We start from the raw sequence: 23,307 nt of genomic DNA, 5'->3' as shown, positions 1-23,307 counted from the left end.
CAAAAAACCAGCGAAAAATACAATTCACTGGTTTTTGAGGTTAATAACGTTGTTTATATGGCTGATTAAAGGCGTTTAGGATATCATCAGATGTTTCTGAATATGCTTTAACTTCTTTAAAATCACCTTTAACAATAATTCGCTCTGTCGCATCATAGTCGACACAGGTCACCAATGTGATTTCTTTGATACCATCACGGTCTTCAATTTCATCAACGCGATCAGGCGTTACGTGCTTCACCTCACGAATCTCATAGGTGTACACTTTATCTTTATCAGTCAGATAGATTTTCATCCCTGCCTTGGCATTGACCAAAGGTGAAAAGAGCATTTGGCTTGCATTTTCAGCAGTAAAGATATGGTGGCTGGCTAGTGAATAGTTGCCTTCCCCCATTTTCTGATCTGCTTTCATGGTTCCTGCTCCGTAAAACAAGTTTACATTATCCAAACCTTTAAAAATAGGCAGGTTAATCTCTACTTCAGGAATGGCAATCCCTCCGATAACTGGAAGTTGCTGAGCATCCCACTGGGCAGCTAACACCGCTTCCGATGAAATGGATTTGACAGAATCAAAATCGAAATTTCCCTCTGTCTCTTTATTCTCTTCAATCTTTTCCTTAGTCACCTGACTGACCTGGTATTTATTGGTATTCCAAACCATAAAGATGTCACGAATTTGAGCATTAAAAATCAAGGCAAGGGATAGAAGAATCAAGAAACCGGCTAAAATATTGATTAGTATATTTTTACGGTTATTCTTCTTTATTTTTCTGTGAGACATTATGCTTCACCCTCTGTTTTCTCTTCTGTTGCTACCTCTTCTTTTTCTGCTGCAGCAACCGTTGTAAAGGTCACAATCTTGGCATCTTGGTCTAGACGCATCACCTTAACTCCCATCGTTGAGCGTCCTGTTTGTGAAATATCGGCAACATTTGTTCGAATCATGACACCTGTATCCGTGATAATCATCAGGTCTTCATCCCCTTTAACAGTGAGGAGACCTGCAAGAGGACCATTCTTCTCAGCAACATTGGCTGTCTTCATCCCTTTACCACCACGGCCTTTAGTTGGATATTCAGTAGCAAGGGTACGTTTACCATAACCTTTTTCAGTGATGATAAGGACCTCATCCTGGTCAGTAATCACACTGGCGCCAACTACTGTATCTCCTTCACGAAGATTGACTCCTCGGACACCCGTCGCGATACGGCTCATGCCACGAACGGCTGATTGATTAAAGCGAACAGCATAACCAAACTTAGTACCAATGATAATATCTGTGCCTTCTTCTGTCAGCAAGACATTGATCAACTCATCCTCATCCTTGAGATTCAAGGCCTTAAGTCCATTCTGACGAATGTTAGCAAATTCCTTGACGCTGGTTCTCTTCACGATACCGTGACGAGTTGTGAAGAAGAGATAAGCATCATCACTACGTTCAGACTCAACGTTGATAATGGTCTGAATGCTCTCACCCTCGTCCAACTTCAAAAGATTGACAACTGGCAATCCTTTGGCTGTACGACCATATTCAGGAATTTCATAACCTTTTAGTCGGTATACTCGTCCTTTATTGGTAAAGAAGAGCAAATGATCATGGGTGCTGGTTGAAACCAACTCACGCACAAAGTCATCATCCTTAACTCCCGTACCTTGGACACCACGACCACCACGTTTTTGAGCAGTAAACTCACCTTGGTCCAAACGTTTGATATAGCCCTTATTAGAAAGGGTAATCAAGACATCCGTTTCTTCAATCAAATCTTCATCTTCAAGAGTTAAGACTTCTCCAACCATCAACTCGGTACGACGCTTGTCACCAAACTTACGTTTGACTTCATCTAGCTCCTCTTTGATGATTTGCGCCACACGTTCTGGTTTGGCAAGAATATCAGCCAAATCTGCAATCAAGGCAATCAATTCATCATATTCAGACTGAATCTTATCACGTTCCAATCCTGTCAAACGACGAAGACGCATATCAAGGATAGCTTGACTTTGACGTTCAGAAAGCTTGAACTTGCTCATCAACTCAGCTTGCGCTTCCGCATCTGTTTCACTGGCACGAATGATACGAATCACTTCATCGATATGGTCAAGTGCAATTAAAAGACCTTCTAAGATGTGCGCACGCGCTTCTGCTTTTTCCTTGTCAAAACGAGTACGGCGAACAACCACTTCTTTTTGGTGCTCGATATAAGCATCCAAAATTTGACGAAGGGACAAAATCTTTGGTACGCCATTTTCAATTGCCAGCATATTGAAACCAAAGTTGGTTTGCATCTGGGTCATCTTGAAAAGATTGTTAAGGATAACGTTGGCAGACGCGTCGCGTTTAACCTCAATCACAAAGCGAACCCCTTCACGGTTGGACTCATCACGTACGGCTGTAATGCCCTCAAGGCGTTTTTCCTGAACTAAGCGAACAATATGCTCATGGACCTTGGTTTTATTGACCATGTAAGGAAATTCTGTTACAACGATGCGCTCACGACCCGTCTTAGTAGTTTCAATCTCTGTACGAGAACGAAGGACAATGGAACCTTTACCAGTCTCATAGGCCTTATGAATCCCTGATTTCCCCATAACAAGAGCACCAGTTGGAAAATCTGGACCAGGCAAGACTTCCATCAAGTCCTTAGTCGTCACTTCAGGATTATCCATAACCAACTTCACTGCATCAATGGTCTCTCCTAAGTTGTGAGGTGGAATATTGGTAGCCATCCCTACGGCAATCCCAGTTGCCCCATTGACCAAAAGGTTTGGAAAACGAGCTGGCAAGACCAAGGGCTCACGTTCGTTAGCATCGTAGTTGTCTACGAAATCAACTGTGTTTTTATTGATATCACGAAGCATTTCAAGAGCAATCTTGCTCATACGTGCCTCAGTGTACCGCTGCGCGGCAGCACCGTCTCCATCCATAGAACCAAAGTTTCCATGCCCATCCACAAGCATGTAACGGTAGCTCCACCACTGAGCCATACGAACCATGGCTTCGTAAATTGAGGAATCTCCGTGCGGGTGGTATTTACCCATAACATCCCCTGTAATACGGGCTGATTTTTTATGAGGTTTGTCTGGAGTAACACCTAATTCATTCATTCCATAAAGAATACGGCGGTGAACAGGTTTTAAGCCATCTCGAACATCAGGAAGGGCCCGCGCGACGATAACGCTCATGGCGTAGTCGATAAAGCTGGTCTTCATCTCCTTTGTCAGATTGACATTCACTAAATTTCTATCCTGCATTCATAAATGCCTCATTTCACTATTAGTAATTAGATATATTATACCATAAAATGTCCTTTATTTCAGGCTTCTGAAACTACTAAAACGTTTACATCGATAACCGAATAGAATATTCGTGACAAAGCTTTTTAAAAGTGATAGAATGAAAGTGTCTGGGGATTCCCCTAAAAAAAATGAAGGAGATGTTTAGATAATGACTTCAACTAAACAACACAAAAAAGTGATCCTTGTTGGTGACGGTGCCGTGGGTTCATCTTACGCTTTCGCACTTGTTAACCAAGGAATTGCACAAGAGCTTGGAATTATCGAAATTCCACAATTACACGAAAAAGCTGTTGGTGATGCGCTTGACCTTAGCCACGCCCTTGCCTTCACTTCACCTAAAAAAATCTACGCTGCTCAATACTCTGACTGTGCAGACGCTGACCTTGTTGTTATCACTGCAGGTGCTCCTCAAAAACCAGGTGAAACTCGCCTTGACCTTGTAGGTAAAAACTTGGCTATCAACAAATCAATCGTAACACAAGTTGTTGAATCAGGTTTTGATGGTATCTTCCTTGTTGCGGCTAACCCAGTTGACGTTTTGACTTACTCAACTTGGAAATTCTCTGGATTCCCTAAAGAACGCGTTATCGGTTCAGGTACTTCACTTGACTCAGCACGTTTCCGTCAAGCACTTGCTGAAAAATTGGATGTTGATGCTCGTTCAGTTCACGCCTACATCATGGGTGAACACGGAGATTCTGAATTTGCCGTTTGGTCACACGCCAACATCGCTGGTGTAAACCTTGAAGAATTCCTTAAAGACACTCAAAACGTTCAAGAAGCTGAATTGATTGAATTGTTCGAAGGTGTTCGTGATGCTGCTTACACAATCATCAACAAAAAAGGAGCTACATACTATGGTATCGCCGTAGCGCTTGCTCGTATCACAAAAGCAATCCTTGATGACGAAAATGCAGTACTTCCACTTTCAGTCTTCCAAGAAGGTCAATACGGAGTTGAAAACGTCTTTATCGGTCAACCAGCAGTTGTTGGTGCACATGGTATCGTTCGTCCAGTAAACATCCCATTGAACGATGCGGAAACTCAAAAAATGCAAGCATCTGCTAAAGAATTGCAAGCAATCATTGATGAAGCATGGAAAAACCCTGAATTCCAAGCAGCTTCTAAAAACTAATTAAAAGAAGGTTCTCATTTCATGGGAGCCTTTTTCTTTTTGCACAGAACGATAAAATCATATTTTCCAAAACAAAAAGCCTGTTGACCAAGCTAGAAAGCTTGATACAATAGGCTTTTTCTAAATTCATTATTTAACAGCGTCTTTAAGAGCTTTACCAGCTTTGAATGCTGGAACTTTAGAAGCTGCGATTTTGATTTCTTTACCAGTTTGTGGGTTGCGACCTTTACGTGCAGCACGCTCACGAACTTCAAAGTTACCAAAACCGATCAATTGAACTTTTTCACCAGCTGCAAGGTATTCAGTTACTGCTGCAAATACAGCATCAACTGCTGCTGCTGAATCTTTCTTAGTCAATTCTGTAGCTTCTGCTACTTTAGCGATCAAATCTTGTTTGTTTGCCATGTTAATAATTCCTCCAAATAATTTCTAATTAACAAATATAATCATATCCTAAAATTGCCCACAGGTCAAGTCAAAAACGCTATTTCTAACGATTTTTCTCTATTTTTTTAGGAATGATATCGAACTAAGATAGCCCACGCATTTTCACCTGTGTGGGTTTGAATGATAGAGCCTGTTTCCAGTACTGATATCGGTTTTTCAACATAAGTTTGTAAAACATTCTTCATCTCATTTGCCCATTCATTGGTACCAGCGTAGGAAATTCCAATCTCTGCAACCGATTTATGAGAAAGGGTCTCAGCCAACTCGTCAAGCCATTTTTTGAAAGTTTTCGAACCACGCCCTTTTACGATAGGTTGCAGTTCATGCTCCTTCATTTGCATGACGACACGAATATTTAGCAGAGAACTGATCAAGCCTGTCACACGCCCAATACGTCCACCCTTAACTAGGTTTTCTAATGTTGAAACGCCGATATAGAGTTCCGTATGATTCTTGACGTCTTCTACATGAGCTAGGATAGTTTCCAAATCTTTTCCTTCTTGGGCAAGTTTAGCAGCTTCAACAACTTGAAACTTCATCGCTTGGTCTGTAAAAGAACTATCAATAACGGTCACATCAGCGCTAGAGAGGCTTGCTCCTTGGCGAGCAGCTTCAACAGTACCAGATAGTGCATGGGACATGTGAATAGCGAGAATCTGGCTACCATCTTTACCTAGCTCTTCAAAAACTTCAGCAAATACTCCCACTGGAGGCTGACTGGTTTTGGGTAGGTTTTTACTTTGTTGCATAAGATGAAGGAATTCTCCCTCTTTCAAATCTGCATCAGAATAAAGGATACCATCAATCATCACAGATAAAGGAACAACGGTGATATTTAATTCTTTAACTACTTCTGGTTCAATAGTAACAGAGGAATCCGTTACAATTTTTACTTGTGTCATATCTTCAATCTTTCTATTCTTCTCAATAAGATAGGGATTTATCACCTTTATTATATCAAAAAATTGTTAAAAAATCATAATGAATCCAATGAAAAAGCTTGGAATTTTGGTATAATCTATCTATAGAAAAGCGAGGGAGAATCATGATCCGAAAAGTTCAGCCTATTGTCACTATCATACTTGGGGCAGCTATTTATGCCTTTGGTCTTACCTATTTTGTAGTTCCTCATCATTTGTTTGAAGGCGGAGCAACTGGTATCACATTGATTACCTTCTATCTCTTTAAAATTCCTGTCTCAGTGATGAATCTCTTGATTAACATCCCTCTCTTTATCCTCGCTTGGAAGATATTTGGTCCGAAAACTCTCTACTCCAGCCTTTTGGGAACCATTTCCCTCTCGATCTGGCTTGCTGTCTTTGAACGAATTCCTTTACAATTTGACTTGCAAGGTGATCTCATTATTGTCTCTTTAGTTTCTGGTGTTTTACTGGGAGTTGGTTTAGGTATTATCTTTAATGCTGGTGGTACAACAGGTGGATCAGATATTGTTGCTCGCATCCTCAACAAATACACCAATATTTCAATTGGAAAATTGCTTTTCTCGCTTGATTTCATTATTCTAATGTTGATTTTGATTATCTTCCAAGATTTGCGCCTAGTGACTTATACCCTCTTATTTGACTTTATCATCGCTCGTGTTATCGACTTGATCGGTGAAGGAGGTTATGCTGGTAAAGGATTTATGATTATAACTCAATTTCCAGATCGGTTAGCCGAAAAAATTAACGATGAACTCGGACGCGGCGTAACCTTTATATCTGGTCAAGGTTACTACAGCAAAAAGGATTTAAAAATTATCTACTGTATCGTCGGTCGAAATGAAATCGTTAAAATGAAGGATGTGATTCACCAAGTCGATCCTCAAGCCTTTATCACCATCACAGAGGCTCATGAAATTCTGGGGGAAGGATTTACTTATGTAAAAGATTAAAAAAGCTGGGAATTCCCAGCTTTTATTCTTCTTCAGAAAGTGTAGAGTGACGATAGCCATAAGTAAAGTAAATCACTAGTCCAACCAACAAAGCAAGTCCAAAGGCAATCCATGTTTCCTTGGTATACTGAAGCATAAAGGAAAGACAGATAAGAATGGAAAGGATTGGCAAAAGCGGCACTAAAGGAGTTTTGAATTCTCCTTCTTTTGGCATGCCCTTATCCTTTCTGAGCTTGATAATACCGTAGGCTAGCAAAATGAGATAAGCTAGCGTACAGATATTTAAAAAGGCAGCGATACTGGCTAGCGGAAAGACTCCTGCTGCAATGGCTGAAGCAACTCCTGTTAAGATGGTCGCATTTTTAGGAACGCGACTGGTCTTGCTTAATTGTTTGAAGCTTTGAGGTAAAAGTCCATCACGTGCTAAGCTATAAATCATCCGAGACAGAGCGTAGGTCATGGAAATACATACGGTTATCAGGGTTAGAATGGCCACCAATGAAACGTAGTTGGCTGCCCAGCCAATTCCGATACTACGCAATGAAAAGGCCACTGCATCGTCCACATTGAGTTTGCTATAGTGAACAATCCCAGTCAATACTATTGTTACCAAGGCATAGAGAATGGTGACAATTGTCAGAGAAAGCACAATTCCGCGAGGAATATTTTTTTGCGGACTTTGAATTTCATCAACTGCCATGGAAATCGACTCAAAACCGAGAAAACCGAAGAACATCAAAGAGGCTCCTGCCATAACCCCGGTACTTCCTCCATAAAGCTGACCAAAACCAAAAGGAGCAAAATTCGACCAATTTTCTGGCTTGATGTACCAAATACCAACTAGGATAAATAAGGCAAGAGCAGAGAATTTCAAAACTACTAAAAGCGAATTAAAGCGTAAGGCTGCCTTGGAATTTAATAAAACCAATCCTGTTACCAAAGCAAGCACCAAAATAGGTAAAAGGTCGATATAGGTGCCTTGTTCAGGGTTAAAGGTGCCATTCAAGGCTTGGGGCATGGAAATACAATAATTACTGAGTAAGCCCTTAAAGTAAGCTGCCCAACCAGACGCCACACCTGAAACAGCTGTCATAAATTCCATGATGGTCAACCAACCAGCAATCCATGCTGGTAATTCTCCTAAAATCGCATAGAGATAACTATAAGCGCCACCAGTTGCAGGCACACGCGAGGCAAATTCTGCAAAAAAGAGAGCTGATAGAGAAACACACAGGGCAGAAATCACGATGGAAACCACTAGTGATGGACCAGCTAGTGTAGCTGCCGCTGTTCCTGTAATGGTGAAAATCCCCGTCCCTACCATGGCACCGATCCCTAATAGAATCAAATCCCATAATTTCAAATGGCGATGCATTTCCGTTCGTCCCAGACTAACATCCTTGGTTCTAAAAATATTCATACTTCATCTCCACTAAATGTAATTGTTTTATTTTACCATATAAAAGCATTTTTGTGAATATTTATTAGGTTCTTTTTTGAAAAAAATTCTGAACAGGAAGACTTCCTGTTCAGATTTTGCATATTCTTACCCAACAGACCCTTCCATTTCATAGCTAATCAAGCGGTTCAGCTCAACTGCGTATTCCATTGGTAGTTCTTTGGTGAAGGGCTCTACAAATCCCATAACGATCATCTCAGTAGCCTCAGATTCTGACAAACCACGACTCATGAGGTAGTAGAGTTGTTCCTCTGAAATCTTAGATACCTTGGCTTCGTGTTCCAAAGCAACTTGCGAGTTGTGAATTTCATTAAATGGAATAGTATCTGACGCTGATAAGTCATCCATGATAATCGTATCACACTCGATGTGAGAAACAGATTTCTTAGAGTTCTTGTTAAAGGTCACTTGTCCACGGTAGTCAACCTTTCCTCCACCTTTAGCGATGGATTTAGAAACGATAGACGAGCTTGTATGTGGAGCGTTGTGGATCATCTTAGCACCAGTATCCTGGTGTTGACCAACATTGGCAAAAGCAATCGAAAGCATGGTACCACGCGCCCCTTCTCCATCTAGGTAAACAGATGGGTATTTCATGGTTGTTTTGGCACCCAAGTTACCATCAATCCACTCAACAGTCGCATCTTTCAAAGCTTTAGCACGTTTTGTTACCAAGTTATAGACATTATCAGACCAGTTTTGGATGGTTGTATAACGCATATAAGCTCCGTCCAAGGCAAAGATTTCTACAATGGCCGCATGTAAGCTATTGCTTGAATAAGTTGGCGCTGTACATCCTTCTACGTAGTGGACACTTGCTCCCTCGTCAACGATAATCAAGGTACGTTCGAACTGACCTGTATTTTCGTTGTTGATACGGAAATAAGTTTGAAGCGGAATGTCTACCTTGACTCCTTTTGGTACATAGATAAAGGTTCCACCAGACCATACTGCTGAGTTAAGGGCTGCCAACTTGTTATCAGTCGGCGGTACCAACTTAGCAAAGTATTGTTTAAACAAGTCTGGGTATTCCTTGAGGGCAGAATCCGTATCTGTAAAGATAATACCTAACTTCTCAAATTCTTCTTTCATGTTATGATAAACCACTTCCGACTCGTACTGGGCAGAGGCTCCTGCTAGATAAGCACGTTCAGCTTCTGGAATCCCGATACGTTCAAAGGTTTCTTTAATCTTTTCAGGTACATCATCCCAAGAACGGGCTGGTTTGTCAGATGGTTTTTGGTAGTAGATCAAATCATCAAAGTCAATCTCTGACAAGTCTGCTCCCCATGTTTGCATAGGCATTTTCTTGAAGGTTTCATAAGATTTCAAACGGAATTCTAGCATCCACTCAGGTTCACCCTTGGCAGCTGATAGTTCACGAATAACACCTTCGTTGAGTCCTTTTCCTGTCGATAGGACAGGCTCTACATCATCATGGAAACCAAATTTATATTCACCAAGATCAATTGGTTTTGGTTCTACTCTTTCTTCAGCCATAATATCCTTTCTTTCATTATATATTTCTATGTTTCTTATTTATCTTCTTGATTTTCAATTGTCTTCTTAAGAGCGTTCCAAGCTAGGGTTGCACACTTGATTCGTTGAGGGAATTTGGCAACACCTGACAAGAAGGCTGCATCGCCTAGTTGATCTTGGCGGTCATCTTTTTGTCCTTGAACCATTTCAGAAAAAATGGTCGCAAGTTCTAAAATTTCTTGCTTGGTCTTCCCTAAAACGGCATCTGTCATCATACTAGCAGAGGCAGTTGAAATCGTGCATCCTGAATTTAGAAAAGCAATATCTTCCAAACGATTTTCTGCATCAAACTTGACAGATAGGTTGATGACATCCCCACAGGTTGGATTATTGAGACTAATCTGCTCAGCATCTTCCAGCTTCCCTTGGTGATGTGGATTTTTCGAATGGTCCGTTACCACTGCCATATAAAGGCTATCTAGTTTAGAAAGTGCCATTGAAAAACTCCTTTGTCTTTTGTAGGGCATCGATCAACTTGTCGCAATCTGCCTTGGTATTGTAGATATAAAAACTTGCACGAGCTGTTGCAGGGACTTCCAAATACTGAAGCAAGGGTTGCGCACAGTGGTGACCTGCACGAACTGCTACTCCTTCATAATCCAGAGCCGTCGCAAGATCGTGAGGATGAAGATCTCCTAAGTTAAAGGCAATAACACCTGAACGTTGAGCCAAGTCCTGAGAACCATAAATAGTCAATCCTTCAATGGCCTGCAGTTTTGGAAATACGTATGAGATTAATTCCTGTTCATGGGCTTCAATCGCATCCATACCAAGATTTTCAAGATAATCCACTGCTGCAGCAAGTCCGATAGCACCTGCCATATTTGGCGTTCCAGCCTCAAATTTCCAAGGCAATTCCTTCCAACTAGCAGATTGCTCATAAACGAAATCAATCATTTCACCGCCAAATTCTACTGGTGACATTTGCTCTAGGTACTTTTCTTTGCCGTAAAGAACACCGATACCAGTCGGACCAGCCATCTTGTGACCTGAAAAGGCAAAGAAGTCCACATCCAAGTCCTGAACATCAATCTTCATATGCGGCGTAGATTGAGCTCCATCCACCACCATGATGGCTCCAACTTGGTGGGCCAATTGAGTAATTTCTTTGATTGGATTGACCACGCCAAGGACATTTGAGGCATGGACTAGCGAAACAAACTTGACCTTGTCAGTCAATTTGGAACGCAAATCATCCATATCCAGGGCTCCATCCTTGAGATAGACATAGACAAGCTCCGCTCCAGTCTTGCGACAGGCTTCCTGCCAAGGAATGATATTGGAATGGTGTTCCATGACGGAAATCAAGACCTGGTCTCCCTCAGTCAAAACTTCCTCAGCATAACGTGCTACCCAGTTAAGGCTAGTTGTCGTTCCTCTGGTAAAGAGAACTTCCTTTGTAGATCCTGCATTGATAAACTTACGAATGGTTTCACGAGCGGCTTCATAGGATGCTGTTGCTCGTTCTGCCAAGGTATGGACACCACGGTGAACATTGGCATTGTCCTGCTCATAGTAGCGGTTAATGGCTTCCAGAACTGCTAATGGTTTTTGTGTCGTCGCAGCATTGTCCAAATAGACCAACGGTTCATCGTTGACAATCTGGTCTAAAATTGGAAAATCCTTGCGAATCACTTCTACATCTAACATAGGCTTCCCCTTAGCGTTTAGACAATTTTTCTTCGATAGTTGCAATCATTTCATCACGAACTTCCTTGACTGGAATCTCCACGATAACAGAGCCTAGGAAACCACGAACAACCAAACGCTCTGCAGTTGCTTTGTCCAAGCTACGGCTCATGAGGTAGTACATGTCTTCTGGATCTACCTGACCGATAGAAGCCGCGTGACCTGCAGTAACGTCATTTTCATCAATCAAAAGAATTGGGTTGGCATCTGAACGAGCTTGGTCTGAAAGCATGAGAACACGACTTTCTTGTTGGGCATCTGCTCCCTTAGCTCCCTTGATGATGTGACCGATACCGTTGAAGGTCAAAGTTGCTTTTTCAAGAATAACCCCATGTTGGAGAATATTTCCGATAGAGTTGCAACCATAGTTGGTTACGCGAGTGTCAATCCCTTGCACCTGACGGCCACTTGAAAGAGCCACGACTTTAAGGTCAGCATGGCTACCATTCCCAATCAAGTCGCTATCAAAGTCCGCAACGACATTCCCTTCGTTCATGACACCAATCGCCCAGTCAATACTTGCATCGTTGCTCAACTTACCACGACGGCTAATGTAGACAGTAACATTTTCACCAAGACGGTCGATAGCTGAAAATTTCACTTGTGCGCCAGAGCGAGCGATGACTTCTACAGTAATATTGGCAGTTGCTTTGGCACTACCTCCGCCACGTGACTCTAAACGTTCAAGATAGCTAATTTTACTGTTCTTACCAGCAATGATAAGGATATGCTTGTTAAATGGTACATCGCTATCGCTATCTTGGTAGAAAATCCCTTCGATTGGTTCAGCAATCTCAACGTTATCAGGAATGTAGAGGACAGCTCCACTGTTAAAGTAAGCTGTGTGGTAGGCCGCCAACTTGTCATCGTCGTATTTGACTGATGACATGAAGAACTCCTCAATAAGCTCTGGAATTTCTTCTAAAGCTGAGTGGAAGTCTGTAAAAACAACACCTTGTTCTGCCAACTCAACTGGAATTTGTTCAAAAACTGTTTGAGTGCCTACTTGAACCAATTTCAAGTGATTGTCTAGAGCTGTAAAATCTGGAACATTTGCTGATGGTTCGCTTTCTGTAATCGTACCATCTCCCAGATTCCAACGGTGAAATTTCACACGCTCGATAACTGGTAATTCCAAACTCTCAATCTTATCAAAAGCTTTTTGACGGAGGTCAGCTAACCAGCTTGGTTCAGCGTGCATTTCTGAAAAAAGTTTAATAGTTTCTTTAGTCATTTACTTCTCCTAAAAGATACGAGGGAATTACAATTCTTCCTTGTAGTCATAGCCAAGTTCTTCAGCTAGTTTTGCGTATCCTTCACGTTCCAAACGCGCTGCCAATTCTGGACCACCAGAAAGGACAACACGACCTTCCATCATCACGTGTACCACGTCTGGTGTGATGTAGTTCAAGAGACGTTGGTAGTGAGTAATGATCATGGCACCAAAGCCTTCACCACGCATAGCATTCACACCTTTCGATACGACTTTAAGGGCATCAATATCAAGACCTGAGTCAATCTCATCCAAAAGGGCAAAAGTTGGTTCCAACATCAGGAGTTGAAGAATTTCATTACGTTTTTTCTCACCACCAGAGAAGCCTTCGTTGAGGTAACGCTCTGCCATTTCTTCTTTCATATTTAGCAATTCCATTTTCTCGTCTAGTTTAGTGATGAACTCACGAACTGAAATCTTTTCATCATCTTCTTTACCAGCATTCATAGCTGCACGAAGAAATTCAGCGTTGGTAATTCCAGGAATTTCAGATGGGTATTGCATAGCAAGGAAAAGTCCCATACGCGCACGCTCATCTACTTCCAGCTCAAGGATATTTACACCATCAAACAAGACTTCACCTTTGGTAACTTCATAGTTAGGGTTCCCCATGATAGCGGCTGAAAGAGTCGATTTACCAGTACCATTTGGTCCCATGATAGCTGCGATTTCTCCTGTTTTCAGAGTCAGATTGACTCCTTTCAAAATTTCTTTTCCTTCAATCTCAACGTGAAGATCTTTGATCTCTAATACTGACATGATAGTTCCTTTCTTTTTCAAACATTTTGCTCAATACTTTAGGAAATTGCTTACAATCCCTAAAAAATAGGACAAAAGGTCAATAAATATACTCTACTAGTATAACAAAAAAAAGCCTAAAAGGCTTTGATTTTGTCTAGAAGCTGAGGGCTAATCCTTGCGGTTTAAGTGTTGATCAATAGCATCTACGATTTTCCCCATCAGGTAACTTAACCTAAAGTTTCGAAAGAGTAGAATCGCCCAAAAAGCTGCCATAACATAGCGACCAGTCATCAAAGATTCATTGAAAAAATAGGTCTCAGCAGCCGTGAATAACGCTATTATGATAAATTGTTTTCTATTCATAAGATTATTGTATCATGAAATCCATTTTTAGTCTTCTTCAACCATGACTTTATCAGCCAGAAATTCAAATCCTTCTGGAATTAGGCTCTCTTCTTCCACCTCTTGATTGGTTTGAGAAGACTTGTTTTTAGCTGAAAATGCTGCTCGAACCTCTTTCCATTCCTCTAGGGAAATAGCCAGAATCTCAGGTGAAAATCCAGCTGCCTGGCTGAGAATATTGCCGAACATGGTATTGAGATTGTCCCTTTTCATGGTTTGACCAGCATTGAAATTAGACTCAAAGGCTAAAATAGCATGGTGTTCATTGGCCGCAACTGGTTGAGAACCTACGAGAAGAGCCTTATCTGGTCCAGCTAAACTTTCAATCACTTCTCCCCACGCATTCTGAAGGCGAATCAAGTTTTGTCGTGCCAAATCAGGATTTTCAACAGCTTCTTGCAGAATAGACTGAACTTTGTTGCGATCCACTCGATAGACAGTCTTGGAAGTGGCTGGACGACTAGGGACTGGCGCAACTTGTTTAGGAGCTGTGCCTACAATAGCAAGCTCTTGTTTGAGACGGGCGACTTCCTGTCTCAATGCAGAAATTTCACTTTCAACAGCTCCCGAAACCGCAGATTCAGGCTTAATTTCTGCTAAACGAATGGTCATCATTTCAGCGTAAATCTTAGGTTGCAAACTGGCCTTCATATCTGCTAAACTAACTGTCGCTAGACGAATCATTTCAAAGAGACTTTCCTGAGAAAGAGCTAGATTGTCCATAAAAACTGGACTATGATGAGTATTTTCTCCACCTGTCTGAACAACTAATAGATCCCGCAAATACTGCAAGAGATCCGTCACAAAACGAGTCATGCTCTTGCCATTTTCAAACAAAAGATTCAAAGAATCGAGCGCTTTTGGGACATCCTGTTGAGCCAAGGCGGCCACATAGTCATCTAGAGCCGAAAGACTAATAGTGCCTGTAATCTCCTCAGAAATAGCTGTCGTTAAAGAATTCCCTTGCGTCAAACTCAAGGCTTGATCCAGAATAGACAAGGCATCCCGCATCCCACCTTCAGCCCGTCTAGCAATGATCTCCACAGCCTCTGGTTCAGAACTGATATTCTCTTTTGACAAAATAGCTTGGATATGCTCCTTAATATCTTGCGCTCGAATCGATTTAAACTCAAAACATTGAACACGGGATAAAATAGTTGCTGGAATCTTATGCAATTCAGTGGTTGCCAAAATAAAGACAACATTCTGAGTTGGCTCTTCTAGCGTCTTCAAAAGCGCATTAAAGGCTCCCGTAGACAGCATATGAACCTCGTCGATAATGTAGACCTTATAACGAGCCAAGCTAGGAGCATAGGTCGATTTGTCACGAATTTCACGAATTTCATCAACACCATTATTCGAAGCCGCATCCATTTCGATAACATCTTCTAGGCTACCTTCTGTCACTGCCTGACAGATATAACAGTTATTACATGGTTCCCCGTCCACTTGGTTCGGACAGTTCATTGCCTTGGCAAAAATCTTGGCTACACTGGTTTTACCAGTTCCACGAGGGCCTGAAAAAAGATAAGCATGACTAATCTTTTCCTGCTCAACCGCTTGTTTTAGGGTTTTAGCCACAACTTCTTGACCTACTAGTTGTGAAAAAGTTTGGCTTCTATATTTTCGATAAAGTGCTTGATACATTAGGCTTTCTCCTCAAACATCGTAAAGTTCCATTCTGTCTTCTCAAGCAAAATAGCGACAAATTGTTCCAAGTAATCACGATCAATAGCATTGTAATCATCAATAAGTGAAGAATCCAGGTCTAAAACACCCAGCAATCGACCATTCTCGAGCATAGGAACTACGATTTCACTCTTGGCCATACTATCACAAGAAATGTAGTTTGGATAGGTACTCACATCGCCAACTAAAACAGTCTCTTGAAACTCAGCAGCTTCTCCACACACGCCTTTACCAAGCGGAATGCGAATGCAAGAAACGCCACCCTGAAAAGGCCCTAAAACCAACTCACTACCATCAAACAGATAAAAACCTGCAAATACAGTATTCGGAAAGCGAGATTTTAGGAGGGCACTAGCATTCGAAAGATTGGCAAGAACGTTGCTTTCACCTTCAAGTAAATAAGAGAGTTCCTCATTTAACAATTGATATTGTGATTGTTTTTCTGAATCTAACATAGAACTATTATATCAAAAATGGGAAAGAGACAAAAGAAAAATCCCTTGTTTTAAACAAAGGATTTTGTGATTATCAATTTGATTAAAGTTCGATATCACCGAACAAATCAGCCATTGAGAATCCAGTTTGTGTTTCTGGAAGTTCGAAATCACGTTTTTCTTGACGTTTTGGACGACGTGGACGAGCAGCACGTTTTTCTTCTTTTTGTCCTTCTTCTTGAGCTGGACGTTCTTCAAGAGCTTTGATAGAAAGTGATACACGTTCTGCGTCAGCGTTAACATCAAGTACTTTAACAGTAACTTCTTGACCAACAGTAAGAGCTTCTTTTGGATTTTCGATACGTTTGTGTGAAATTTGTGAAACGTGAACAAGTCCATCGATACCTGGCAATACTTCAACAAATGCACCGAAGTCAGTCAAACGTTTAACTGTTCCTTCTACTACATCACCTTTAGCCAATTTTTGCTCAACGCCATCCCATGGTCCAGGTGTTGTTGCTTTAAGTGAAAGTGATACGCGTCCTTCTTCTTCGTTAAGATCAAGGATCTTCACTTCGATTTCTTCACCAACAGTTACAACTGATTTAGGTGATACGTTACGTTCGTGTGACAATTCAGTCAAGTGAACCAATCCGTCAACACCACCAAGGTCGATGAAAGCACCAAAGCTAGTGATACGAGCAACTTTACCAGTTACTACATCACCAACAGCCAATTTACCGAATACCTCAGCACGAGCTGCTGCAGTAGCTGCTTCAACAACTTCACGACGTGAAAGGATGAAGCGGTTTTCTTTAGCGTCAACTTCTTTGATTTTAGCATCAAATTCTTGACCTACGAAACGCTCAGTGTTACGTACGAAACGAGTGTCCAACATTGAAGCTGGGATAAATCCACGTACGCCTTCAAATTCTACTGAAAGTCCACCTTTAACGGCACGTGTTCCTTTAACAGTAACAACTTCTTCTTCGCGTCCTACAAGTTTGTCCCATGCTTTGCGAGCTTCAAGGCGTTTTTTAGATACAAGGTATGTAACTGTATCAGTATCTTTACCAACTACTTGACGAAGTACAAGAACATCCAATACTTCTCCTACTTTAACAAAGTCATTGATATCTGCATCGCGATCGTTTGTCAATTCGCGAAGAGTCAAGACACCTTCAACACCAGTCCCAGAGATTGCAACGTTAGCTTGAGTCGCATCAACTGTCAATACTTCAGCACTAACAACATCACCAGGCTCAACTTGGCTAACGCTATTTAGCAAATCTTCAAATTCGTTCATCTAAAAAATCCTCCAACAATCAAGTTTTTTCTAAACTTGACATACTTATAATTTTTTTCCTAAGCACCCGCAAGGACATGTTCATATCATTCACGTCTTTCAATATAAAAATAAAATACCCTAAGATATTTTTCTTTTTATCTTGAATTTATTACCTAAGAACTGGGGTAGCTGGATTCGAACCAACGCATGAGGGAGTCAAAGTCCCTTGCCTTACCGCTTGGCTATACCCCAATGATGAGATGGAGAGAGAGGGATTCGAACCCCCGAACCCGAAGGAGCGGATTTACAGTCCGCCGCGTTTAGCCTCTTCGCTATCTCTCCAATGCTTAACGAAAATTATTATATCATGAAATTTTCAAAAAAACAAGCATTATTTTGTTAAATTATAGTTTTCAATCAAAATTTCCACAGCTTTCTCAAGTTTTTTATAAAAACTATCGACATTTCCATTCTTTATGATGGCAAATTGGTTATCTAATTCGGCAATTTCGCCAATGACCTTTTTTCCAATCGTCAAAACGTAACCTTCATAACTGTCTTTTCCAACAATCACTTTTGCATCTGTTAATTGGATTTCAATTTTCTTATCTTTTTTGCTCATACTTTACCTCTTTTCACTTTTTCTATTGTACAGGAAAATGCTCAAACTAGCAAGAAAAAACTCCATTTCAGCCCTTACAACTGTATGGAGTTTCTCTTTACTTTATGACTTTATGTCGTTTAGTCCACTTTGACAATCCATCCCTCCGGTGCTTCAACATCACCGAATTGGATACCAGTCAATTCATCATAGAGTTTCCGTGTAACAGGACCTACTTCTGTTTCACTATAGAAAACATGGAAATCATCACCATGTTGGATGCCCCCAATTGGAGAGATAACTGCTGCAGTTCCACAAGCACCTGCCTCTACAAAACGATCCAAATTGTCAATCGGAACATCACCTTCGATCGGTGTCAAGCCCAAGCGGTGTTCTGCCAGATAAAGCAATGAGTACTTGGTAATAGATGGTAAGATAGATGGGCTTAAAGGCGTAACAAATTCGTTGTCAGCTGTAATTCCAAAGAAATTGGCTGATCCGACTTCCTCAATCTTGGTGTGGGTAGCTGGATCTAGGTAGATAACATCTGAAAAATTACGTGATTTTGCCATTTTACCTGGTAGAAGACTGGCAGCATAGTTTCCTCCAACCTTAGCCGCACCTGTACCATTTGGCGCCGCACGGTCAAATTCATCTTGAATCAAGAAATTAGTTGGAACCAATCCGCCTTTGAAGTAGTTACCAACTGGCATAGCAAAGATGGTGAAAATGTACTCCTCTGCAGGTTTTACCCCGATGATGTCTCCAACACCAATCAAAAGCGGACGGAGATAGAGGGTTCCACCCGTTCCGTATGGTGGTACATAATCTTCATTGGCACGAACAACCGCTTTACAAGCTTCTACAAACATCTCCGTTGGGACTTGAGGCATCAAGAGACGGTCGCAGGTACGTTGTAGGCGTTTGGCATTTTCATCTGGACGAAAAAGTTGGATACTGCCGTCCTTAGTACGATAGGCTTTCAAGCCCTCGAATGCTTGCTGACCATAGTGGAGACTTGGAGAAGATTCAGAAATATGAAGAGTCGAGTCCTCTGTTAATCCCCCTTGATCCCATTGTCCATTTTTGTAATGAGCGATATAGCGATAAGGTAATTTCATATAAGAAAAGCCAAGATTTTCCCAATCAATTGCAACTGTCATGTGTTTCTCCTTTATACTATTCAAACTATGTGTTCTATTCTACACTTTTCTAGTAAAATTTCAAGTAGTATTTGTAATTTTCTGAAAATTTTCTCAACAAAAAGAAATCAGCCCTCTGGACTGATTCTTTTTATGGATTGTCTTTACCTTCTTTATAGACTTCTTTCAGGTAAGCATCAAAAACTTCTTCATCTGAAATGGTGTCTGATATAAAGCTTCCGTTGCTAGTACGTTCTGACAAGTTGAGATCTTGCAATCGACTCTCATAGATTGTCCCCTTGTTAGATTGGACAAGTAACGTTTGGTCGTTTTCTTCTACTTCTGTACTAAAGAGATCTCCGATTAAGCCTTGTTCTGCAACTGCTCCTGCTAAGAAGACACGATGCGGTTTGTTTTTTAACTCACGCAAGACTTGTAGTCCTCGTTTGGCACGGCTGGTTGCTGGAATTTCGTCAATAGAAACACGTTTTAAACTACCACGTTGGGTCAAGAGGTAGAAGGATGAAGTGTTACAGACAAAGGCAGCCTGAAGCACATCATCTGCTTTCAGGTTCATGGCCTTGACACCTGCAGCCTTGGCACCGACAACGGGAACCTCTTCGATATTGAAACGAAGGGCATAACCGTTTTGACTAATCAAGAGAACATCATCCAGTTTGATTGGTGCTACTGCTACGATTTGATCAGTCTCATCTTTGAGTTTGGCATACTTGACAGACTTCGACTTATAGGTTCGCCATGGAGAGAATTCTTTGCGTTCTACGCGTTTGATTTGACCAAGACGAGTCGCTGCAAAGTAGGTGGTCGCATCTTCAAACTGATCTACCACTTCTGCATAAAGAATTTCTTCGTTAGTTTCAAAGTTGGTAATAGTCTGGCTCAGATGCTCTCCGATATCCTTCCAGCGAATATCTGCTAACTCATGGATTGGTCGATAGATGACATTTCCGAGAGTCGTGAACATCAAGAGATGTTGGGTTGTCTTAGTAGCTTGCACAAAGATCAGACGGTCATCATCACGTTTGCCGATTTCTTCCAGCGTTGAAGCCGCAAAGGAACGTGGGCTAGTACGCTTGATATAGCCTGCCTTGGTTACGCTGACATAGGTATCTTCCTCAGCGATAAGACTAGCTGTATCAATCTCAATCACTTTCGCAGTGTCTTCTAGACTACTCAAACGTGGAGTCGCAAATTTCTTCTTGACCTCACGAAGTTCTTTCTTTATGAGATTGTACATAGTACGTTCATCACCGATAATAGCCGCAAGCATGGCAATCTTCTCACGAAGTTCTGCTTCTTCTTCCTGCAAGACAACGACGTCTGTATTAGTCAAACGGTAAAGCTGCAAGGTAACGATAGCTTCAGCCTGCTCTTCTGTAAAATCATAGCTAACCTTGAGATTTTCCTTAGCGTCAGCCTTATTCTCAGAAGCACGGATAAGGGCAATGACTTCGTCCAAAATCGAAATCACGCGAATCAAACCTTCAACGATATGTAGGCGTTTTTCAGCCTTTTCCTTGTCAAAGCGGGAACGAGCTAAAATCACTTCACGACGGTGGGCGATATAGCTAGACAAGATTGGCACAATTCCAACCTGACGAGGCGTGAAATTGTCAATCGCCACCATGTTAAAGTTGTAGTTGATTTGTAAGTCGGTGTATTTGAAGAGATAGTTGAGAACCAGCTCTGTATTAGCATCTTTCTTGAGTTCGATAGCGATACGAAGACCATCACGGTCAGACTCATCACGAACTTCGACAATCCCAGCAACCTTGTTATTGACACGGACATCATCGATTTTCTTGACCAGATTGGCCTTATTGATTTCATAAGGAATCTCGGTGATAACGATTTGTTCCTTACCACCTTTTAGCTTTTCAATCTCCGTCTTAGAACGAACGACCACGCGCCCTTTCCCAGTTTCATAGGCCTTCTTGATTTCATCACGGCCCTGGATAATTCCTCCAGTCGGGAAGTCTGGTCCCGGCAAGAATTCCATCAACTTATCTACCTTGGCTGTCGGATGGTCAATCATGTAGACTGTCGCATCGATAACCTCAGCCAAATTATGTGGTGGAATGTCTGTGGCATATCCAGCCGAAATACCAGTCGAACCATTGACTAAAAGATTGGGAAAAGCTGCTGGCAAAACCGTCGGCTCTTTCTCGGTATCGTCAAAGTTCCATGCAAAAGGAACTGTCTTTTTCTCGATATCCTGAAGAAGGTAGTCTGCAATCTCAGACAAACGTGCCTCGGTATAGCGCATTGCCGCAGGCGGATCTCCGTCCATAGAACCGTTATTACCGTGCATTTCAACTAGAATCTCACGGTTTTTCCAATCCTGAGACATACGAACCATGGCATCATAGATAGAACTGTCCCCGTGGGGGTGGAAATTCCCCATGATGTTCCCGACAGACTTAGCCGACTTACGGTAGCTCTTGTCAAAGGTATTGCCATCTTTATTCATCGAATAAAGAATACGACGCTGAACCGGCTTCAATCCATCACGAATGTCTGGCAAAGCCCGGTCTTGAATAATGTACTTGGAGTAGCGACCAAAGCGCTCTCCCATGATGTCCTCAAGGGACATGTTTTGAATGTTACTCATATATGATACAGAGCCCGTAAAATACCAAGTGTAAAGATAAATTCTTGAAGCAAGCTCTCAAAAGAATTTATTTTTTTACACAGTATCTAGAGCATGTTCAACTCCTTTCAAAGAATATAGAGTATGTTTTGAATAGAGAAAAGATGAAAAGTCTAGGGATTTTAGTTTCTCATAACTAACTGTTATCTATTCTTCTAGCCATTTTTCATAGGAAATAGCGTAGGCTTTAAATCCCTTGCGCTCGTAAATGCACTTTGCACTATCATTCCACGAGTAAGCATGAAGTTTAACACGCTGGATATTAGTTTTCTTCAGCCACTCCATACAGTCGTCCAACAACATATACCCAATTCCTTTCCCTCTAACAGAGGCGCTGACAAACAGTTCATCAATCAGTCCTATTTGACCTGTTCCATTATCCGCAGTTGCGTCTTCATCATATACCCTTGCCAAGCCATAACCTACAATATCTTGATGATTTTCAGCTAAAATAATGTGTGTTCGTCCATCATCTCTATTTTCAAATGTTTTTAGTGCCTGGCTTTTAATAGCTTCAAGAACCTGCGAATAATCATCGTATGTTGATTTTTCATCATGGTGTTGCCTGTTGAATCGGCTTAGAGCAGATGTCAGTTCGACAAAAATTTCTTTATCATTTTCGCGTGCTTCACGAAGTGTAATGGACTGTTTATTATGCTTCATGACCGATTGCCTTTCTCTTTTGTAATAGCTAGCTGAAATAGTGTATGAGACCAGCGAACCTAAAGTTGCATAGCGAAATTTAGAGTCTAAGTCTCTCTTTAGCATACTAAATCATTTTTTCTGCAGTTTCTTTATCATAAGGAAAACCAGTCTTTAGAGAGAAAGCCTGAGCTTCTTGGTGGAAAAGTGTCATCGTAGCAAACAAAGACTGAGTGAGTTTTTCTATATTTGAAAAATCCAGTAGATTTGAGAATTCCTTCTCTTTCTCAGCAGGTAAATAGTTAAAGAGATACTTGTAGTTCTTGCCAATATCAATCGTCCCCTTATCAGCTGCAACTTGCCAAGCCAAGACCTTCAAGAATTCTTGCTGACAAATCCCGTAGAGATGGTCAGTGGCATAGAGTAGTTGCTTGCGACAGATTCCCTTGACTACGTAAGCTGACACCCACCAAAATTCATTGCAGGCTTTTTCAAAATCCGTCTCACTAGCTAGACTTGTCCAGTAACGTTGAGGACTTGGGAAATAGGGAACAAACAAGCCTTTCTTATCTTGCAAAACTGTATAATCAGCTTCACTATCCACCCACTCTTGAATATACTCCGTAGGACAGAGGGTCAAATCAATCCGATTTCCATCTTCAAATAGCATCAGATAAAGTCGACGGTTGCCTAGGACATTATGCTGCTCAATGATACGAGTGCCAAACTGGTCTAACCAAGAAAGGTCACTCGTCAGATTATCTAAGTCGTCCACGACATAGATCACGTCGTAATCCTGAAACTCATCTTTTGGTGCTTTTGGGTTTGTCCGTGAACCAGACATGGCGACAGCCTCGACTTGGAGCACTTTTGCGGTTTGAAAAATTAAATCAAGTATTTCGGGTTCAGTTCTCATATTAACACCTGTTCTTTATTTGATATTACTGTCTATTAGCATACTATTTCT

The 23,307-nt window shown here is 41.4% G+C and carries 21 protein-coding genes and 2 tRNA genes; 2 read left to right on the top strand and 21 right to left on the bottom strand.

Features of this window, described 5'->3' with window-relative positions; genetic code table 11:
* Positions 1-40 precede the first annotated feature (40 nt).
* Both EJF26_RS01780 and gyrA read right to left on the bottom strand, forming a co-directional pair.
* Positions 41-781, bottom strand: a complete 741-nt coding sequence (locus EJF26_RS01780) for a class A sortase (protein ID WP_000019629.1) — start codon at positions 779-781, stop codon at positions 41-43.
* Positions 781-3,249, bottom strand: coding sequence for a DNA gyrase subunit A (gyrA, locus tag EJF26_RS01775; protein ID WP_001154053.1), 2,469 nt, complete (start codon positions 3,247-3,249; stop codon positions 781-783). Before gyrA ends, EJF26_RS01780 begins: the two co-directional genes overlap by 1 nt.
* A 193-nt stretch (positions 3,250-3,442) precedes the next feature.
* Here gyrA and EJF26_RS01770 point away from each other — a divergent pair, with 193 nt between their 5' ends.
* Positions 3,443-4,429, top strand: coding sequence for an L-lactate dehydrogenase (locus tag EJF26_RS01770; RefSeq protein WP_000204720.1), 987 nt, complete (start codon positions 3,443-3,445; stop codon positions 4,427-4,429).
* Between the two features lie 129 nt (positions 4,430-4,558).
* On the opposite strand, the gene EJF26_RS01765 is transcribed toward EJF26_RS01770, so the two are convergent.
* Positions 4,559-4,834 (bottom strand): HU family DNA-binding protein, encoded by a 276-nt coding sequence (locus EJF26_RS01765; RefSeq protein ID WP_001284636.1) that lies wholly within the window; start codon positions 4,832-4,834, stop codon positions 4,559-4,561.
* Between the two features lie 107 nt (positions 4,835-4,941).
* Complete coding sequence (locus EJF26_RS01760) at positions 4,942-5,778, bottom strand: DegV family protein (RefSeq protein WP_000195451.1); 837 nt, start codon at positions 5,776-5,778, stop codon at positions 4,942-4,944.
* A gap of 143 nt (positions 5,779-5,921) precedes the next feature.
* Here EJF26_RS01760 and EJF26_RS01755 point away from each other — a divergent pair, with 143 nt between their 5' ends.
* Complete coding sequence (locus EJF26_RS01755) at positions 5,922-6,770, top strand: YitT family protein (RefSeq protein ID WP_000619968.1); 849 nt, start codon at positions 5,922-5,924, stop codon at positions 6,768-6,770.
* Between the two features lie 22 nt (positions 6,771-6,792).
* Here EJF26_RS01755 and EJF26_RS01750 read toward each other — a convergent pair whose 3' ends face one another.
* The 17 genes from EJF26_RS01750 to EJF26_RS01670 all read right to left on the bottom strand — a co-directional run bounded on the left by EJF26_RS01750 (position 6,793) and on the right by EJF26_RS01670 (position 23,256).
* The gene (locus EJF26_RS01750; RefSeq protein WP_001020287.1) at positions 6,793-8,190 is read right to left on the bottom strand and encodes an APC family permease; all 1,398 of its coding nucleotides are present in this window, start codon (positions 8,188-8,190) and stop codon (positions 6,793-6,795) included.
* A 126-nt stretch (positions 8,191-8,316) separates the two neighbouring features.
* Positions 8,317-9,729: a Fe-S cluster assembly protein SufB gene (sufB, locus tag EJF26_RS01745; RefSeq protein WP_000797063.1), complete on the bottom strand. Its 1,413-nt coding sequence runs from the start codon at positions 9,727-9,729 to the stop codon at positions 8,317-8,319.
* Positions 9,730-9,764: 35 nt separating this feature from the next.
* On the bottom strand, positions 9,765-10,205 hold the full coding sequence (sufU, locus tag EJF26_RS01740) for a Fe-S cluster assembly sulfur transfer protein SufU (RefSeq protein ID WP_001218502.1): 441 nt from the start codon (positions 10,203-10,205) through the stop codon (positions 9,765-9,767).
* Positions 10,192-11,418: a cysteine desulfurase gene (locus EJF26_RS01735; RefSeq protein WP_000887743.1), complete on the bottom strand. Its 1,227-nt coding sequence runs from the start codon at positions 11,416-11,418 to the stop codon at positions 10,192-10,194. The genes sufU and EJF26_RS01735 overlap by 14 nt, the downstream gene beginning before the upstream one ends.
* Before the next feature lie 10 nt (positions 11,419-11,428).
* Positions 11,429-12,691 carry a Fe-S cluster assembly protein SufD gene (gene sufD, locus EJF26_RS01730; protein ID WP_000159846.1) on the bottom strand — a complete coding sequence of 421 codons (1,263 nt, stop codon included), beginning with the start codon at positions 12,689-12,691 and terminating at the stop codon, positions 11,429-11,431.
* Between the two features lie 27 nt (positions 12,692-12,718).
* Complete coding sequence (sufC, locus tag EJF26_RS01725; protein ID WP_000114489.1) at positions 12,719-13,489, bottom strand: Fe-S cluster assembly ATPase SufC; 771 nt, start codon at positions 13,487-13,489, stop codon at positions 12,719-12,721.
* Positions 13,490-13,639: 150 nt separating this feature from the next.
* Positions 13,640-13,834 (bottom strand): DUF3272 family protein, encoded by a 195-nt coding sequence (locus EJF26_RS01720; RefSeq protein WP_001080478.1) that lies wholly within the window; start codon positions 13,832-13,834, stop codon positions 13,640-13,642.
* Positions 13,835-13,861: 27 nt separating this feature from the next.
* Positions 13,862-15,520 (bottom strand): DNA polymerase III subunit gamma/tau, encoded by a 1,659-nt coding sequence (gene dnaX / locus EJF26_RS01715; RefSeq protein ID WP_000283839.1) that lies wholly within the window; start codon positions 15,518-15,520, stop codon positions 13,862-13,864.
* A complete protein-coding gene (locus EJF26_RS01710; RefSeq protein WP_000887139.1) occupies positions 15,520-16,017 on the bottom strand; it encodes a GAF domain-containing protein in 498 nt (165 codons plus the stop codon). The genes dnaX and EJF26_RS01710 overlap by 1 nt, the downstream gene beginning before the upstream one ends.
* 82 nt (positions 16,018-16,099) lie before the next feature.
* Entirely contained in the window at positions 16,100-17,302 is a 1,203-nt protein-coding gene (gene rpsA / locus EJF26_RS01705; protein WP_001001616.1) for a 30S ribosomal protein S1, read from the bottom strand.
* A 162-nt stretch (positions 17,303-17,464) separates the two neighbouring features.
* Positions 17,465-17,536: transfer RNA gene (locus EJF26_RS01700), tRNA-Gln, on the bottom strand.
* A gap of 9 nt (positions 17,537-17,545) precedes the next feature.
* A tRNA-Tyr gene (locus tag EJF26_RS01695) sits at positions 17,546-17,626 on the bottom strand.
* A gap of 49 nt (positions 17,627-17,675) precedes the next feature.
* Positions 17,676-17,906, bottom strand: coding sequence for a DUF2969 domain-containing protein (locus EJF26_RS01690; protein WP_000037102.1), 231 nt, complete (start codon positions 17,904-17,906; stop codon positions 17,676-17,678).
* A gap of 119 nt (positions 17,907-18,025) precedes the next feature.
* Positions 18,026-19,048, bottom strand: coding sequence for a branched-chain amino acid aminotransferase (locus EJF26_RS01685; protein WP_000214935.1), 1,023 nt, complete (start codon positions 19,046-19,048; stop codon positions 18,026-18,028).
* A gap of 130 nt (positions 19,049-19,178) precedes the next feature.
* Positions 19,179-21,659 carry a DNA topoisomerase IV subunit A gene (gene parC / locus EJF26_RS01680; RefSeq protein WP_080563312.1) on the bottom strand — a complete coding sequence of 827 codons (2,481 nt, stop codon included), beginning with the start codon at positions 21,657-21,659 and terminating at the stop codon, positions 19,179-19,181.
* A gap of 186 nt (positions 21,660-21,845) precedes the next feature.
* Positions 21,846-22,361, bottom strand: a complete 516-nt coding sequence (locus tag EJF26_RS01675) for a GNAT family N-acetyltransferase (RefSeq protein WP_000682227.1) — start codon at positions 22,359-22,361, stop codon at positions 21,846-21,848.
* A 106-nt stretch (positions 22,362-22,467) separates the two neighbouring features.
* Entirely contained in the window at positions 22,468-23,256 is a 789-nt protein-coding gene (locus EJF26_RS01670; RefSeq protein WP_001258589.1) for an aminoglycoside 6-adenylyltransferase, read from the bottom strand.
* Positions 23,257-23,307 lie beyond the last annotated feature (51 nt).

This window comes from Streptococcus oralis subsp. dentisani (assembly GCF_007475365.1).
Taxonomy (GTDB): domain Bacteria; phylum Bacillota; class Bacilli; order Lactobacillales; family Streptococcaceae; genus Streptococcus; species Streptococcus mitis_AX.
This window is presented reverse-complemented; position numbering and strand designations above follow the sequence as displayed.